Below are 15611 nucleotides of genomic sequence, written 5' to 3'. Positions count from 1 at the left end.
TAAAATGATATTAATAAGTCAGAGATTGCAATAAGTAAATGTATTCAAACTTGTTGACGAATGGTTTATAATATAGTGGTTATGTAAAAATTGCAACGAAATGAAAGAAAGGAGTGAAACGTATGTCAGCTATGCGAATTACAACCTTTATTTTAAGTATATTTATCGTAGGTATGGTTGAAATGATGGTTGCTGGGATTATGAATTTAATGAGTAATGATTTAGGTGTTTCTGAAGCAATTATTGGTCAGTTAGTAACTTTATATGCAATTACCTTTGCTATTGCAGGACCAATCTTGGTTAAAGTCACAAATCGTTTTTCACCAAGGCCAGTTTTATTGTGGGCATTAGTAATGTTTATGTTAGGGAACGTAATTATTGCAGTTGCACCTGATTTTACTATTTTAGTATTTGGACGTATTTTATCTTCAGCAGCTGCAGCTTTAATTGTAGTGAAGATACTAGCATTAACTGCTTTATTAACGGCACCTCAACATCGTGGGAAAATGATAGGTATTGTTTATTCAGGGTTTAGTGGTGCTAACGTATTCGGTGTGCCGATTGGGACGATTATTGGTGACTTAGTTGGTTGGAGATTTACATTTCTATTTATAGTAGCTGTAAGTATACTTGTTGGTATTCTTATGTACTTTTATGTACCTGATCCAGAGTTTAAAGCATCTACAACAAGTACAAGTAGTCAAAAACGTGGCAGCAGTTATTCTAAAATCTTAAGACCTGCAGAAATTACAAAATATTTAGGAATTACATTCCTATTATTAGTAGCGAATTCCGTTACATTTATCTACATTAATCCGTTAATGTTGTCTAGTGGTCATGATTTATCATTTGTCTCTATAGCATTATTAATCAATGGTATAGCAGGTGTAATAGGAACTTCGATGGGCGGAGTACTATCAGATAAATTAACAAGTAAGCGCTGGTTAACGATTGCAACTTCAATATTTATTCTTATGATGTTAATCTTGAATGTTTTCTTACCAGGTACTGGCTTGCTATTAATGGTCATCTTCATTTGGAACATCATGCAATGGAGTACAAATCCGGCAGTTCAAAGTGGTATCATCGAACACGTTGACGGTGATACGAGTCAAGTTATGAGTTGGAATATGTCGAGCTTAAATGCTGGTATTGGTATCGGTGGTATCATTGGTGGCTTGGTTGTTTCGAAAATAGATGTTTTAGCTGTAACTTACTTTAGTGGTGCCATTGCTTTAGTAGCACTCATATTGGTTATAAGTTTAAAAAATGTAGCAAAATATAATAAAGCATAGGTAACATTAATTCAGAGTATCAAAAATTGTTGATTAGCTCACAAAAATTAGTGATAATGATGCTTTAGTTATAAGTAAATTAAGATTTAATTTTAAGTAGAAAACTGAATGTTTGGAAGCCAAACAGTAATGAGGACGGACACATGTCGATTGAAGAATTGATGTCATGTATCCGTCCTCATTTTTATTAAGTTATAGATTATTAGAAAAGTTGATTTGTTTTTCGGGGGTTTGCTTAGAATTTAGTTGTATTTCACTAATGTTTAAATGCGCTTTTTTATTTGAAAAATGAGCAATAAAAGCTGAGATAATAATATATATAAAGGTACCTATGATATAACCTAATTTTAAATCTGAAATGAGCAAATAAGATTGGCATAGCAAGACTATAATTGCACATATAGCAATTGTCACCAGAATAGGATAAGGGACTTTAAATGGGGATTGTTTATATGCTTTAGGATATTTTTTTGGCAATTGTGTCACAGCTAAGGCTGGAAATGCAAATACGATGAGAGAGATGCCTGTACCAAGTTGTGCAACAACATCTAAAGACATACCTGTAATAATAGGCAATGCACCAATAATGTAAAAGATAAGTAATAGCCAATGAGGTGTACCAAAACGTTTGTTTACTTTACCTAAATATTTAGGTAAATAACCGTCATGAATTGCGACTAATAAACTTTTTGTTACCCAAGTAAAAGTCGAATTAAGTGTTGTTGCTAAAGCAAACATTGCGCCACCCACCATGAAGAAAATAAATGCCGGAGTTGGTAATACTTCTTTTGCGACACTCGTTAAAGGTCTACCTGCTACTTCTGGAATAGGTAATACACCTACTGCAATTGAGGCAATAAATGCGTATAATAATCCGACAAATATAGTAGCAACAATAATAACAATTGGAATGTCCCTTTTAGGGTTTTTCATTTCTCCACCAAGTTCAGCAACTACTTGAGCACCTCCTGTCGCAAAAGAAACAAGGCCTACAGCAGTAAAGAAGCCGGTGAAACCATCTGGGAGCATAGATTTCGTATTAAATACACCAAAGTTAACATGTGGAACACCAAATATGATAAAGCAAGACAAAGCCACTATTAAAGTGACTACCATGATATTTCCAATAATAGAGGCAGATTTAATACCAACTATATTTACGATAAATAAAATAGTTAATAATGAGAAGGCGACAGCCCTAACCGGTACTCCAGGGAAAAGACCTTCTAAATATTGTGCGAATGACAATGCATATAATGACAACGTGATCTGCAAAAAGATAAATAATAGTAACCAAAAAATGCCTGTCTTTGGAGACAATAAACGACTAGTGTATTGATACATTCCGCCAGTAGTAGGTAATGTCGAACCTAATATTGCGATTGGGAGCATCGTAAGTAAGGTGATGATGGCAGATAAAATAAATGCAGGTGTTATGCCGCTACCAGTCATCTGTATACCAATTCCAGTTAGTGACATGACACCAGCACCTATGATTTGCCCGATAGCTATACCCAGGACGTCAGTTAAACCTAGTACTTTTTTTAAATTTGTTGCTTGTTGCATTAAAATCACCTCTAAATTCTATGTAATAGTCTAAATAATAAAAAAATCATAACATAACAAACATTTAATTCATAGTACATCAATCGGAAAACTTGGTATAAATGTTAAAAAGATTAAATATAGATAAAATTAATCATTTCATAGTAGACTAAAGATAAATAAATTAATTATAAAGAGGTGCAATTTTTATGACTAATGAACACGATCATATTAAAGTAAATGCATTTATTGATAGGTTAAAACAATGGCAAGATGAATTTAAAATAATGCGTGAAATTATTAGAGAAACTGAATTAGTAGAAGATTACAAATGGATGCATCCTTGTTACACGTTAGACAATAAAAATGTTGTGATTATTCAAGATTTTAAACATTATTGCGCGTTACTTTTTGAAAAAGGATCTATCATGGAAGACCCATACCAATCACTTATCCAACAAACGAAAAATGTCCAAGCTGCAAGACAGTTGCGCTTTGAAAGTCTAGACGAAATTGAAAAACGAAGAGATGAAATTAAATGGTATATTGAAGAAGCGATAAGAATTGAAAAATCAGGTAAGCAAGTGCCAATGAAAAAAACAGCAGACTATGAAATGCCGGAAGAACTACAAATAAAATTAAATAACAGCGCTGAACTTGAAGAAGCATTTTATAATTTAACACCTGGTAGACAAAGACAATACATGTTCCATATAGGACAAGCTAAAAGAGCGATAACACGCGAAAAACGCGTTGAAAAATATGTGGATCATATTTTAGAGGGTAAGGGTATAGATGATAAATAATATAGACTTGAAGTTGATATTAAAAGAACGAAGTGAGTTTACAAAGTAGCAACTTAATTTAAGTAAAGTGTAAAATGTTTTTTAAGAGGTATTCATATTTATTTTAAATAAAATAAAACATGTGTTGAGTTCATATCGCTTGTTTAATGGTCATTATTTTAATTAATAATAAAAAGATACAGTTGCAACTTTAACAATTATCGTTTATAGTTTGCTCGAATATAAAAAGTGTTATGAGAAATCAACTCGTAAAGTACTTTTAGAGAGAGGGTGTATTAATGCCAAGAGTTTCTAAACGGATACAATTACTAGAAGCAGCTGCTTCTATCGTTAATGAACAAGGTAGTGAATATTTAACTTTAGATGCTGTTGCTAAGAAAGCAGGCGTAAGTAAAGGTGGCTTGTTGTATCATTTCAAAAACAAATTTGCATTAATTCAAGGGCTTGTCGACCATGCAGACGAAATATATCGAATTAACGTTGATAAACATGTGCAAGATAATGACCAACAGCAAGGTAAGTGGATACGCGCATTTATAGATGCCACGCGCGAATATAGTTCTGAAAATGCATCTATCACTTCAGGGATGTTAGCTGCACAAGGTATAAATAGTAATTTATTATTACCTTTACAAGACACATATAAAGAATGGCAATTCAATATTGAAAATGATGGCTTAGACAAAGTTGATGCGACAATTATTCGAATGGCAGTCGATGGACTATGGTTGTCTGAAATATTTGGTTTAGCTGCCATTGATGATTCGATGAGAGCTGAAGTTTTAGAAAGATTAACAGCTTATACTAAAAATGAAAAAATCGATTAAAAAGGGTCAATAAAATTAGAAATTATAAAAAAATAATTAAATGAAAATTTCATGTAAAGCACTGATAATATAGGGATAGTCAATGATTCAAAATTGATTAGTCCCTTTTTTTATATGTTATAAGGTTGAAACTAAACCGTCTGGTTGGTACACTAATCGATGTATTAAAAAACTCTGTTGGAGGTTTATATTAATGAAGAAAGTTATGCTAACAGCAGCTATAACAGGTGCTGGAGATACTACAGAAAAAAATAAAAGTGTTCCTGTAACACCTCAAGAGATTGCTGATTCAGCGATAAAATGTGCAAGAGCAGGAGCGACTGTGGCACATATACATGCTAGAGACCCAGAAACAGGTGGCATTAGTCATAATGTTGAATTTTTTAAAGAAGCAGTGAAATTAATTAGAGAAGCAGACGAAGATATTGTTATAAATATTACTTCTGGTGGGGGCGGAGACTTCATTCCGAATCTAGAAGATCCATATACTGGTGCAAAAGGAACAGACATGCTAACGCCAGAAGAAAGACATGAACCCGTAGGCGCATTATTACCAGAAATGTGTACCTTAGACTGTGGTAGTGTCAATATGGGTGATACGCTTTATTTAAGTCCAGCAGGTTGGTTAAGAGAACAAGCACAACTTGTTAAAGATGCTGGGGTTAAACCTGAGTTAGAATGTTTTGATAGTGGCCATATTTCATTTGCTAATCAACTTATAAATGAAGGTTTAATTGAAGGAGAGCCGATGTTCCAATTCTGTCTTGGTATTCCATGGGGCGCAGAAAATGACGCGGAAACGATAGAATACTTTAAGACACGTATACCTGAAAATGCACATTGGTCAGCATTTGGTATTGGCAGAATGCAATTTCCAACAGTAGAAGAAGCGGCTAAACGTGGAGGCAATGTACGTGTGGGATTAGAAGATAATTTATATTTGGCAAAAGGTGTCAAAGCCACTAATGAACAACTCGTTGAAAAGGCTGTAGAAATATTAAAAGGGTTAGATATAGCACCAATGACGCCAGCTGAAGCGCGTGAAAAATATCAACTTAGAGATCCACAAGGAGGCACAAAATGAAATTCGCAGTCGTAGGTACAGGCGTTATTGGTAGTGGATGGATTACAAGAATGTTAGCACATGGACATGAAGTAATTGCTACAGACCCAAGTGAAGGTGCATATGAAAGCATGTTGAAACAAGTAAAACAAAATTGGCCATATGCTGAAGAACTTGGCTTAGCAGAAGGTGCTTCATTAGAAAACCTTACATTTACACCTTATTTAGAAGAAGCAGTTAAAGAAGCAGATCATATACAAGAAAATGTGCCTGAAGTTGAATCAATAAAAGAGCAAGTGCTTACAGATATAGACTTTTATGCACGACCTGATGCAACAATAGGCTCAAGTACTTCAGGTATTAAACCTTCAGAATTACAGCGAAACTTGCAACATCCAGAACGTTTAGTTGTCGCTCATCCTTTCCATCCGGTATATATTTTACCGCTTGTAGAAATTGTTCCAGGACAATTAACTGCGGAAGCAACGACAGTAAAAGCTGAACAAGCTTATGAAAGTATCGGCATGGACGTATTGCATGTAAGACATGAAATAGAAGGTCATATTGCTGATAGATTAATGGAAGCACTTTGGAGAGAAGCATTGCATATTGTAAATGATGGGATAGCTACTACAGAGGAAGTAGATAAAGCATTCACACATGCAGCAGGCTTACGTTACGCACAATATGGACCGTTCATGACTTTCCATTTGGCAGGCGGAGAAGGCGGTATGCGCCACATGCTAAAACAATTTGGACCAGCATTGAAAAAACCATGGACTAAATTAGTAGCACCAGAATTAACGAAAGATTTATATGATGAAGTTGTTAATGGTTGTGAAGCTTCATCACAAGGCCAAACAATGTCAGAGCTTGATCAAAAACGCAATGAATTCTTAATCAAAGTTAAAAAATTAGCAGAAGCATATTGGCCAGAAGATACACCATCAATGAAAAAAGCTACAAGCCCATCGGTGTATTAATATGATACATTCACAGTTTGAATATACGACTAAAGTGAAAGATATTTGGGTGGACCACAATGGTCATATGAATGACGCTGAATATAATCGTGTGTTTAGTGATGCGACAGATGCTTGGCTTGCTTATCTAGGATTAGATAAAGAGACGATAGCACAAAAGCAATACACAGTGTTTACTTTAGAAAACCATGTGATGTATTTAAAAGAAATTAAAGTCGATGAATCCATCACGGTTAATGTTGAGTTATATGATTATGATGCGAAACGTTTACATGTATTTATGACGTTAACAGATGCAAATCAATCTCGTTGTGCAACTTATGAAGTGATGCTCATGGGGATGAATACAGCTGTAGATAAGCCCGAAGCATTTCCAGAAATGATAAAAAAAGCGATTGAAGATTATGCTGCTACCAATACGATTGAATATCAGCCCAAAGAGCTTGGTCATCTGATTGGTATTAAGCATAAATAGTATAATTGAAATCAATTTGAAACGATTGATTAACTTCGTTTATTGAATGTTTTAAGAAACAAAATCCATGAGTATAAATTGTTTATTTTTATTAATTAAGGTATCTTATTATATAGGGTAACAAAATCAAATTTTAATTTATTGTATAATTGATTTGTTTTTTAACAACTAAAACGAATAAATTAGGGCTATTTGTAGCTATGTTGTTACTTATTTTAGAATTTGTATAACATCCACAAGTAGTCCTAAATTTATTATGAAATATTTGTAATTTAAATATGTACATAGAAAGGAATTGAACCATGTTAAGTATTAAAAACTTATCAAAAGTCTACGGTGGCGGGAAGAAAGCTGTAGATAACATATCATTAGATATTGAATCTGGTGAATTTATTGCGTTTATAGGAACAAGTGGTAGTGGAAAAACAACTGCTTTAAGAATGATCAACAGAATGATAGAAGCTACTGAGGGACAAATAACAATTAATGGCGGCGATGTCCGCAAAATGAATCCAGTAGAATTACGTAGAAAAATTGGTTATGTAATTCAACAAATAGGACTTATGCCTCATATGACGATCAGAGAAAATATCGTTTTAGTGCCAAAATTATTAAAATGGTCTCAAGAAAAGAAAGAACGTAAAGCGAAAGAATTAATTAAACTCGTAGATTTACCAGAAGAGTTTTTAGATAGATATCCTTCTCAATTATCTGGGGGACAGCAACAACGTATTGGGGTAGTGCGTGCATTAGCAGCTGAACAAGATGTCATATTAATGGATGAACCATTTGGTGCATTAGACCCGATTACGAGAGATACATTACAAGATTTAGTGAAAGAATTACAACAAAAATTAGGTAAAACATTTGTTTTTGTTACACATGATATGGATGAAGCGATTAAGCTAGCAGATAAGATTTGTATTATGTCTGAAGGACAAGTTATACAATTTGATACGCCAGACAATATCTTACGTCATCCTGCAAACGATTTCGTTCGTGATTTTATAGGTCAAAATAGATTAATTCAAGATCGTCCAAACATGCGTACAGTTAAAGATGCAATGATTAAACCTGTAACTGTACACGCAGATCGTTCACTGAACGAAGTAGTTAAAGTCATGAGAGAACGTCGTGTAGACACTATTTTTGTCGTAGGTAATAACAGTAGATTACTGGGCTATTTAGATATTGAAGATATTAACCAAGGATTACGTTCAAACAAAGAGCTTATCGATACAATGCAACGTGATATTTATAGAGTAAGAATAGACAGTAAATTACAAGATTCAGTACGTACAATTTTAAAACGAAATGTAAGAAACGTTCCGGTAGTGGATAAAGATGGTGAAACATTAATTGGATTAGTTACGAGAGCAAACCTAGTGGATATTGTATATGACAGTATCTGGGGCGAAATAGATGAAGATGACAATGCGAATCAACATGCAATTGTCGAGCCCGAAAATGTAGGAGCTGATAAATAATGAAAGATTTCATAGAGCAATATGGTGGGCAACTGATATCAAAAACAGCTGAACACTTTTATATCTCAATGATCGCATTGTTAATCGCAATCGTAGTTGCTGTTCCATTAGGCATTATCTTATCCAAAATGAAAAGAACTTCAAATATCGTACTCACAATTGCTGGTGTGCTTCAAACAATACCAACGCTTGCGGTATTAGCTATCATGATACCGATATTTGGTGTGGGGAAATTACCTGCAATTGTAGCATTATTTATCTATGTACTTTTACCAATATTGAATAATACTGTATTAGGCGTCAAAAATATAGACAATAATATTAAAGAAGCTGGTACAAGTATGGGAATGACGAAGTTACAACTTATGAAGGATATTGAGTTACCGTTAGCTTTACCACTTATATTAGGTGGCATTCGATTATCATCTGTATATGTAATCAGTTGGGCGACGCTAGCAAGTTATGTTGGTGCAGGCGGATTAGGTGACTTTGTATTTAACGGGTTAAATTTATATGATCCATTGATGATTGTAAGTGCAGCAGTGCTTGTAACAATTTTAGCTTTAGTTGTAGATGTATTACTTTCAATAGTCGAAAAATGGGCTGTTCCAAAAGGATTAAAAGTATCCAGATAATATAAGGAGGACATTATGAAGAAGTTTAAACAGTATAGTATCGTGCTTGTACTGTGTCTGACGGTGTTGTCTGGATGTAGTTTACCTGGTTTAAGTGGTAGCAGCTCAGATAATGAAGTTAAAATTACAGCACTTGCAACGAGTGAATCACAAATTATGTCTCATATGTTGAGACTCATCATACAACATGACACAGATGGTAAGATTAAACCATCATTAATTAACAATTTAGGTTCAAGTACCATTCAACACAATGCTTTAGTGAATGGAGACGCGAATATGTCAGGGGCAAGATACAATGGCACAGATTTAACAGGTGCTTTAAAAGAAGACCCAATAAAAGATCCTGAAAAAGCGATGACAGCGACTCAAGATGGGTTCCAAAAGAAATTTGATCAAACATTCTTTGATTCATATGGTTTTGAGAACACATACGCATTTATGGTTACTAAAGAAACAGCTGAGAAATATAATTTAGAAACTGTTTCAGATTTAGAAAAATATAGTGATGAGTTAAGACTTGGCGTAGACAGTTCATGGTTACATCGTGAAGGTGATGGTTATCCAGGATTTACGAAAGAATATGGATTTGACTTTGATACAGTGCGTCCAATGCAAATCGGACTTGTATATGATGCATTGAATTCAAAAAACTTAGAAGTAGCAGTTGGTTATTCAACGGATGGACGTATTGAGGGATACGATTTAAAAGTACTTGAAGACGATAGACAATTTTTCCCACCATACGATACGAGTGCAGTAGCAACGAATAGTTTATTAGAAAAACATCCAAAATTAAAACCAATTATTAATAAGTTGAATGACAAAATATCAACAGAAGAAATGCAAAAGCTTAATTATCAAGCAGATGGTAAAGGTCAAGAACCAGCTGTTGTAGCTGAAAATTTCTTGAAAGAACACAACTATTTTGAAGACGATAAGAAAGGTGGTCAAAACTAATGGAAGGTAATTTATTACAGCAATTAGTCGAATATTATTCAGTCAACTTTGGCTACCTATGGGATTTATTTATTAAGCATTTATTAATGTCAGTATATGGTGTTTTGTTTGCAGCAATTGTAGGTATACCATTGGGCATTATCATCGCTAGATATAAAAAATTATCATGGACGATTATTACAATTGCCAATATTATACAAACTGTACCAGTTATTGCGATGTTAGCAATTTTAATGTTAGTGATGGGCTTAGGTCCAAACACAGTTGTTTTAACAGTGTTCTTATATGCATTGTTACCTATAATTAAAAATACTTTTACAGGTATTATTGGTGTTGATGAAAACATTAAAGATGCTGGTAAAGGTATGGGTATGACACGGAACCAAGTGTTACGTTTGATTGAGTTGCCGTTGTCTTTATCTGTAATTTTAGGTGGTCTAAGAATCGCACTTGTTGTAGCAATTGGTGTTGTAGCAGTTGGCTCATTTATTGGAGCACCAACTTTAGGTGACATTATTATTCGTGGTACAAACGCAACAGATGGCACGACGTTTATTCTTGCGGGTGCAATTCCAATTGCATTAATCGCAATTCTAATTGACGTTGGATTGAGATTTTTAGAAAAACGTTTAGATCCTTCTAATAAAACACAGAAAAAAGAAAAGCATAAGCCTCAAAGTATTAATTAATAAAGGATAGTGATTAAAGTTGGCAATTTTATCAATTAATTATAATTCTAAAACAATAGGTATGCATCATCATTTTATGGTGATTTTACCGGAAGATGAAAGTTATTTTAATAAAGCAGCACAACCGAAACCACTGAAAACTTTATTATTACTACATGGTCTCTCAAGTGATGAAACTTCTTATATGCGTTACACAAGTATCGAACGTTATGCTAATACGCATCAATTAGCTGTCATTATGCCCAATGCGGACCATAGTGGATACAGTAACATGGTTTATGGCCATAACTATTTTGATTATGTATTAGAAGTGTTAGATTATGCGCATCAAATTTTACCATTATCTGATAAAAGAGAAGATAATTTTATTGCTGGTCACTCTATGGGTGGCTATGGCACCATTAAATATGCTTTATCACAAGGCCATCGTTTTGCTAAAGCTTGTACTTTATCAGCAGTGTTTAATGGTCAACACCTTATGGATTTTGATTGGTATGATTTCTCAGGTGAAGCTATAGCAGGAACAAGTAAAAGGGTTGAAGGTACTGATTTAGATCCGTATCATTTAGTCGATCAAGCAATAGACCAAAATAAAGTTATTCCGGAGTTACTCATTATGTGTGGCACGGAAGATGATTTACATGAAGATAATCAACAATTTATCAAGTATTTAGATGAAAAAGCAGTCCCATATCAATTTGAAGATGGACCTGGTGAACATGATTATGCTTATTGGGATCAAAGTATTAAACGTGCAATTGAATGGTTTGTAAAAGTATAGCATAAAAAAATGTCGATAAAGTCTCAGACTTTATCGACATTTTTTGTGCGCAATTTCCGGGATTGAAATTATATAAAGTTATACGCACATAAAATAAGTATATAAAATGTGATTTTATATTTTATAGTAGTGATCACTTTTTCTAAATTGATCTATTTAACTGAAGCGTTACTATTTTTGAATTCTTCTTGTAGTTTACCTAAATGTCTTAATGTTGGCGTTAACGCTGCAAAGAAAAAGCCTTCTTTTAATTTGCGCGCTTGAGGTGCACGAGGTGAATATGCTCTAGAACCACCATTAACCATGGATGCTTGATTGACTTCAAGTAGTAAATAACCGGCTTCTTTTTTCAAATTAATTAAGTCACCAAATTGATTCTGTAAATCATTAGTATCTAATAAATTGTAAAATTGTTTTTTGATATTGTCGTAACGTGTTTCAAAGTCTTGAACATCATATTCTAAATACTTGTTAATACCATTTTGTGCATTAGAGAATTTATGAATTAAATCAAGTGATGAACGCACAGAACCTAATGCAATCGGTATTTGTAACGCTACAAATTGTGGACGTATCTTAGACGCGAATGTTTTTGCATCGTGTGTAATAATATGTGCTTCAGGTATGTGCAAATCATTCATTTCAATTGAAAATGTTGCTGAACCATTCACACCTAAGAAGGTAGACATTTCATTTATATTAACGCCTTCTTGATTGGCTTGAACGATAAACATTACAAGTTCATCTGATGTTTCAGATTTAGAAATAGCACCAAAATAATGCTCTGCAGCAATGTTACTAATCGCAGGTAATCTACCATTCACAATGAATTGCTCATCATTATAGTGATGTGACAAGTTGAATGATTCTAAATCATTAAATGATTTCATCGGATTTGATAATCCTGTAGCACCTAAAATCTCTCCTGATAGTAATTGCTGTTGTAAATCTTTATTTAAATGAGGCTGTTCTGCATTTTGTAAATAGGTAGAAAAGGCCAGTTGGCACCATAAACAGAAGCCAGTTGTCAGACAAGATTTTGATACTTCTTCGATAACTTCTGAATTTGCTTTGACATCATTTTCTTTAAAATATCCTTCTTTAAATAAATTTTGAATGAAGGTTTTAGGATAGTGTGAACCGTCATCAATTTCTACTAAATATGGATCTAATTCGTTTTCAATATGTGTTTTTAAACTCATAAATATGCTCTCCTTTATTCACCAAAACGTGTTAATATCATTTTCTCTAAATAACTAATGAGGCGATCAATTAAGAACCCAAATACCCCAATAAAGAATATGGCAGATAAAACATCTTCTAAATTCAACATATTCCGTGAATCAACAATTAAGAATCCGAGTCCAGATTGTGCGCCAATCATTTCGCCAGAAACTAAGAATATCCAACTTGTTCCAACTGCCATATGTATACCGCCCATAATATGTTTAAATGCACCAGGGAAGAGGATATTTCGATATAATGACCATCCCCTTAAATTTAAATTAGATGCAATCTTCAAGTATTGTGGTTCTACATTTCTAATCCCTTTGATTGTATTAAAAACAATTGGGAAAAATGCGGCGATAAAGATAATTGCCATTGCAGGTAAACTCCCGATACCAAACCATAAAACGACGAATGGTGACCATGCAATAGGGGAGACAGGTCTAATTAATTGAAATAGAGGTTCTATTGCATCAAAGAATGCATTACTACGGCCTAATAAAAAACCAACAGGAACCCCTATGATAACTGCAAATCCAAATCCTACAATAAAGCGAAATAAACTAATACCTAAGTGTGAAAATATTTCCCCGGTAATAATGAACTGCCATATACTTTCTGCTACTAGTAAGGGTCCCGGTAAAAGAATAGGCTGGTAATCTCCAATCCAAATTACGCATTGCCATATAAATAGGAAAATAATAAAAGTAATGATTGGTAATGTCCATTTTTTGACTATATTAGCTGTCATTTCATTTACCCCTCCTTATATAGCGTAGGATCAACAAAATCTTTATAAGCAGGTGCTTTAAAAAGTTTATGATCATTTACTAAATCTGTAATTTTACTGTAACCGTCTTTTTTAATCGTTAAATCGCCGTATGATGTCCATTCGGCTGATTGTTCAAGAACTTTTCTATCTTGCTTAAAGTTTTTTGCCATGACATCTACACTTTTATCTTTATTGTTCATTTTATAACCAGCTTGTTTATAATCTGACATAAACTCTTTGGCAACTGTATGATGTTGATCAATAAGATCGCTTCTAAGTACAAGTGCGCAACAATAAGCATCTGGAACGATATCACTACCATGCTTTATAGTATCGCCTTTACCTAATTTTTCTCCCAGTGCACCGAATGGTTCCGCGACAGAATAACCCGAGATTCGTTCTTCGCTTAACGCTGCAGGCATTTCTGCTGGGGCCATTTCATGATAACTAAAGGTATCAGATTTTAAGTTCATTTGTTTTCGCATTTCTTCTAGTAATAAATAATGTGTTGAATAACGATGTGGGATAGCAAAACTGTATTCTCCGTGATTGTGAAAATCAGAAGCTTCTTTACCTTTTTGTCCCATAATCACATTGCCCTCATGATGACCTAAGGCGACTGCTTTAATATCAGAACCTTTTTGTTTTGATTTCATCGCAAGTTCAATCAGTGTAGATGCGCCATCGATTTTACCGCTGTTCAAGGCATCCATAAGGTCTGGCCAATTATTAAAACGTATGAGTTCGAGTTTGTAACCAGATTTTTTAGATTTTTGTTGAATGTCTTCTGTCATCATCAAATTTGCTGAATGTGTTATTGGAAGATAGCCTATTTTTATAGTTTGCTTTTTATTGTCGCCATTTTGACTATCTTGATTTTTATTCGTGCTACAACCTGAAAGAATAAGAAGGAGTATTAAAGTAAAAGCAATATATTTTTTCAATTTCTAACACTCCTTATAAATAATATTCTGGCTCTGCCATATGGTGATTTAAAGCAAATTTTTCCATAATATCATTTCTTACTTTTAATAAATGACTATCATTGCGGTTACGAGGATGAGATTGTTTGATATTATATTGGCTGATAATTTCACAACCATCACCGAGTAGCACAATATTATCTGAAAGATAAATTGCTTCATCAATATCATGCGTAACTAAAATGATTGTTGCTTTTGTGCGCTCTTTTAAACGTACAAGTTGATCTTGTAATTTATAACGTGTAAAGGCATCTAAAGCACCTAAGGGTTCATCCATGAGTATGACATTCGGTTGATGTACTTGTGCTCTACAAAGCGCAACACGTTGCTTCATACCACCGGATAATTCTTCTGGAAATAATTTCCCTTTATGATTTAAATCTACGGTTTTTAACTGTTTATTGATGTCTTCATTGCTTATGTATTGAGACAAACCAATACGTATGTTGTCGTTAATATTTTTCCAAGGAAGTAAGTTGTGGTGTTGAAATATCATTAAACAATCAGGTGATGGTGTTTGTTTAATTTTTCCATCAATATTTACTGCACCTGAAGTTGGTGTTAAAAAACCACCAATAATATTTAATAACGTCGATTTACCACAACCACTTTTACCTATAAAAGTTACGATGTTACTTTTTTCTATATTTAATTCAAAATCATTAATGACTTGGTTATCGCCAAATTGATGTTGAACGTGGTCAATGTGAATCATTACAACACCTCGATTAATCTTATCGTTTTAGTATGGTTTATCCTGACACTAAAGGGCTATGCATACACATAGCCCGTGAAGTGATTGATTTTAATGTTTTATTTTGAAAAAAGTGCATAAGAACTACTCATCTCAATTTCATTGAGAAGCAAAATTAAGGATTACAATAGCTTTAGCTATTGCATTAAGAAAAACTAATGACTAAAAATCACTTTTAGAATTAAGGATTACAATTGCTAAAGCAATTGCATAAGAACTACTAATCTCAATTTCATTGAGAAGCAAAATTAAGGATTACAATTGTTAAAGCAATTGCATAAGAACTACTAATCTCAATTTCATTGAGAAGCAAAATTAAGGATTACAAT

16 protein-coding genes are annotated in these 15611 nt (G+C 33.6%); 11 read left to right on the top strand and 5 right to left on the bottom strand.

Annotated elements, in window-relative coordinates; all coding sequences use genetic code 11:
* The first annotated feature begins 122 nt into the window (after positions 1-122).
* A complete protein-coding gene (locus AST02_RS07570) occupies positions 123-1295 on the top strand; it encodes an MFS transporter (RefSeq protein ID WP_069817028.1) in 1173 nt (390 codons plus the stop codon).
* Between the two features lie 192 nt (positions 1296-1487).
* Here AST02_RS07570 and AST02_RS07565 read toward each other — a convergent pair whose 3' ends face one another.
* The gene (locus AST02_RS07565) at positions 1488-2861 is read right to left on the bottom strand and encodes an APC family permease (protein ID WP_069817026.1); all 1374 of its coding nucleotides are present in this window, start codon (positions 2859-2861) and stop codon (positions 1488-1490) included.
* A gap of 188 nt (positions 2862-3049) precedes the next feature.
* On the opposite strand from AST02_RS07565, the gene AST02_RS07560 reads away from it, so the two are divergent.
* The 10 genes from AST02_RS07560 to AST02_RS07515 all read left to right on the top strand — a co-directional run bounded on the left by AST02_RS07560 (position 3050) and on the right by AST02_RS07515 (position 11546).
* Entirely contained in the window at positions 3050-3646 is a 597-nt protein-coding gene (locus AST02_RS07560) for a YdeI/OmpD-associated family protein (RefSeq protein ID WP_069817025.1), read from the top strand.
* A 278-nt stretch (positions 3647-3924) separates the two neighbouring features.
* Positions 3925-4473: a TetR/AcrR family transcriptional regulator gene (locus tag AST02_RS07555; protein WP_069817023.1), complete on the top strand. Its 549-nt coding sequence runs from the start codon at positions 3925-3927 to the stop codon at positions 4471-4473.
* Positions 4474-4666: 193 nt separating this feature from the next.
* A complete protein-coding gene (locus AST02_RS07550) occupies positions 4667-5557 on the top strand; it encodes a 3-keto-5-aminohexanoate cleavage protein (protein ID WP_069817021.1) in 891 nt (296 codons plus the stop codon).
* A complete protein-coding gene (locus tag AST02_RS07545; protein WP_069817019.1) occupies positions 5554-6519 on the top strand; it encodes a 3-hydroxyacyl-CoA dehydrogenase NAD-binding domain-containing protein in 966 nt (321 codons plus the stop codon). Before AST02_RS07550 ends, AST02_RS07545 begins: the two co-directional genes overlap by 4 nt.
* 1 nt (position 6520) lies before the next feature.
* A complete protein-coding gene (locus tag AST02_RS07540) occupies positions 6521-6994 on the top strand; it encodes a thioesterase family protein (RefSeq protein WP_069817017.1) in 474 nt (157 codons plus the stop codon).
* A 302-nt stretch (positions 6995-7296) separates the two neighbouring features.
* Positions 7297-8481: a betaine/proline/choline family ABC transporter ATP-binding protein gene (locus AST02_RS07535; RefSeq protein ID WP_069817011.1), complete on the top strand. Its 1185-nt coding sequence runs from the start codon at positions 7297-7299 to the stop codon at positions 8479-8481.
* Complete coding sequence (locus tag AST02_RS07530; protein WP_069817009.1) at positions 8481-9116, top strand: ABC transporter permease; 636 nt, start codon at positions 8481-8483, stop codon at positions 9114-9116. Before AST02_RS07535 ends, AST02_RS07530 begins: the two co-directional genes overlap by 1 nt.
* 15 nt (positions 9117-9131) lie before the next feature.
* Positions 9132-10076 carry an osmoprotectant ABC transporter substrate-binding protein gene (locus AST02_RS07525; RefSeq protein WP_069817007.1) on the top strand — a complete coding sequence of 315 codons (945 nt, stop codon included), beginning with the start codon at positions 9132-9134 and terminating at the stop codon, positions 10074-10076.
* Entirely contained in the window at positions 10076-10765 is a 690-nt protein-coding gene (locus AST02_RS07520) for an ABC transporter permease (protein ID WP_069817005.1), read from the top strand. The genes AST02_RS07525 and AST02_RS07520 overlap by 1 nt, the downstream gene beginning before the upstream one ends.
* 19 nt (positions 10766-10784) lie before the next feature.
* Entirely contained in the window at positions 10785-11546 is a 762-nt protein-coding gene (locus tag AST02_RS07515; RefSeq protein WP_069817004.1) for an alpha/beta hydrolase, read from the top strand.
* Positions 11547-11698: 152 nt separating this feature from the next.
* Here AST02_RS07515 and AST02_RS07510 read toward each other — a convergent pair whose 3' ends face one another.
* From AST02_RS07510 to AST02_RS07495, 4 genes are read right to left on the bottom strand one after another with little or no spacing between them, the layout of a single operon-like run.
* A complete protein-coding gene (locus AST02_RS07510) occupies positions 11699-12748 on the bottom strand; it encodes an acyl-CoA dehydrogenase family protein (protein WP_069817002.1) in 1050 nt (349 codons plus the stop codon).
* 14 nt (positions 12749-12762) lie between these two features.
* Positions 12763-13524 carry an ABC transporter permease gene (locus AST02_RS07505; RefSeq protein ID WP_069817000.1) on the bottom strand — a complete coding sequence of 254 codons (762 nt, stop codon included), beginning with the start codon at positions 13522-13524 and terminating at the stop codon, positions 12763-12765.
* 5 nt (positions 13525-13529) lie between these two features.
* Positions 13530-14489, bottom strand: coding sequence for an ABC transporter substrate-binding protein (locus AST02_RS07500; RefSeq protein ID WP_069816998.1), 960 nt, complete (start codon positions 14487-14489; stop codon positions 13530-13532).
* 13 nt (positions 14490-14502) lie between these two features.
* The gene (locus AST02_RS07495; RefSeq protein ID WP_069816996.1) at positions 14503-15243 is read right to left on the bottom strand and encodes an ABC transporter ATP-binding protein; all 741 of its coding nucleotides are present in this window, start codon (positions 15241-15243) and stop codon (positions 14503-14505) included.
* Positions 15244-15611 lie beyond the last annotated feature (368 nt).

The organism is Staphylococcus equorum (assembly GCF_001747895.1).
GTDB lineage: Bacteria > Bacillota > Bacilli > Staphylococcales > Staphylococcaceae > Staphylococcus > Staphylococcus equorum_A.
Note: the sequence above shows the minus strand (reverse complement) of the source record. Positions and strands in the feature narration are given on the sequence as shown.

Bases quoted from the DNA above. Each gene is read 5' to 3' on its own strand.
- AST02_RS07545 (WP_069817019.1), top strand. From the start codon at position 5,554: ATGAAATTCGCAGTCGTAGGTACAGGCGTTATTGGTAGTGGATGGATT.
- AST02_RS07510 (WP_069817002.1), bottom strand. From the start codon at position 12,748: ATGAGTTTAAAAACACATATTGAAAACGAATTAGATCCATATTTAGTA.
- AST02_RS07525 (WP_069817007.1), top strand. From the start codon at position 9,132: ATGAAGAAGTTTAAACAGTATAGTATCGTGCTTGTACTGTGTCTGACG.
- AST02_RS07535 (WP_069817011.1), top strand. From the start codon at position 7,297: ATGTTAAGTATTAAAAACTTATCAAAAGTCTACGGTGGCGGGAAGAAA.
- AST02_RS07560 (WP_069817025.1), top strand. From the start codon at position 3,050: ATGACTAATGAACACGATCATATTAAAGTAAATGCATTTATTGATAGG.
- AST02_RS07570 (WP_069817028.1), top strand. From the start codon at position 123: ATGTCAGCTATGCGAATTACAACCTTTATTTTAAGTATATTTATCGTA.
- AST02_RS07520 (WP_069817005.1), top strand. From the start codon at position 10,076: ATGGAAGGTAATTTATTACAGCAATTAGTCGAATATTATTCAGTCAAC.
- AST02_RS07505 (WP_069817000.1), bottom strand. From the start codon at position 13,524: ATGACAGCTAATATAGTCAAAAAATGGACATTACCAATCATTACTTTT.
- AST02_RS07495 (WP_069816996.1), bottom strand. From the start codon at position 15,243: ATGATTCACATTGACCACGTTCAACATCAATTTGGCGATAACCAAGTC.
- AST02_RS07550 (WP_069817021.1), top strand. From the start codon at position 4,667: ATGAAGAAAGTTATGCTAACAGCAGCTATAACAGGTGCTGGAGATACT.
- AST02_RS07530 (WP_069817009.1), top strand. From the start codon at position 8,481: ATGAAAGATTTCATAGAGCAATATGGTGGGCAACTGATATCAAAAACA.
- AST02_RS07565 (WP_069817026.1), bottom strand. From the start codon at position 2,861: ATGCAACAAGCAACAAATTTAAAAAAAGTACTAGGTTTAACTGACGTC.
- AST02_RS07555 (WP_069817023.1), top strand. From the start codon at position 3,925: ATGCCAAGAGTTTCTAAACGGATACAATTACTAGAAGCAGCTGCTTCT.
- AST02_RS07540 (WP_069817017.1), top strand. From the start codon at position 6,521: ATGATACATTCACAGTTTGAATATACGACTAAAGTGAAAGATATTTGG.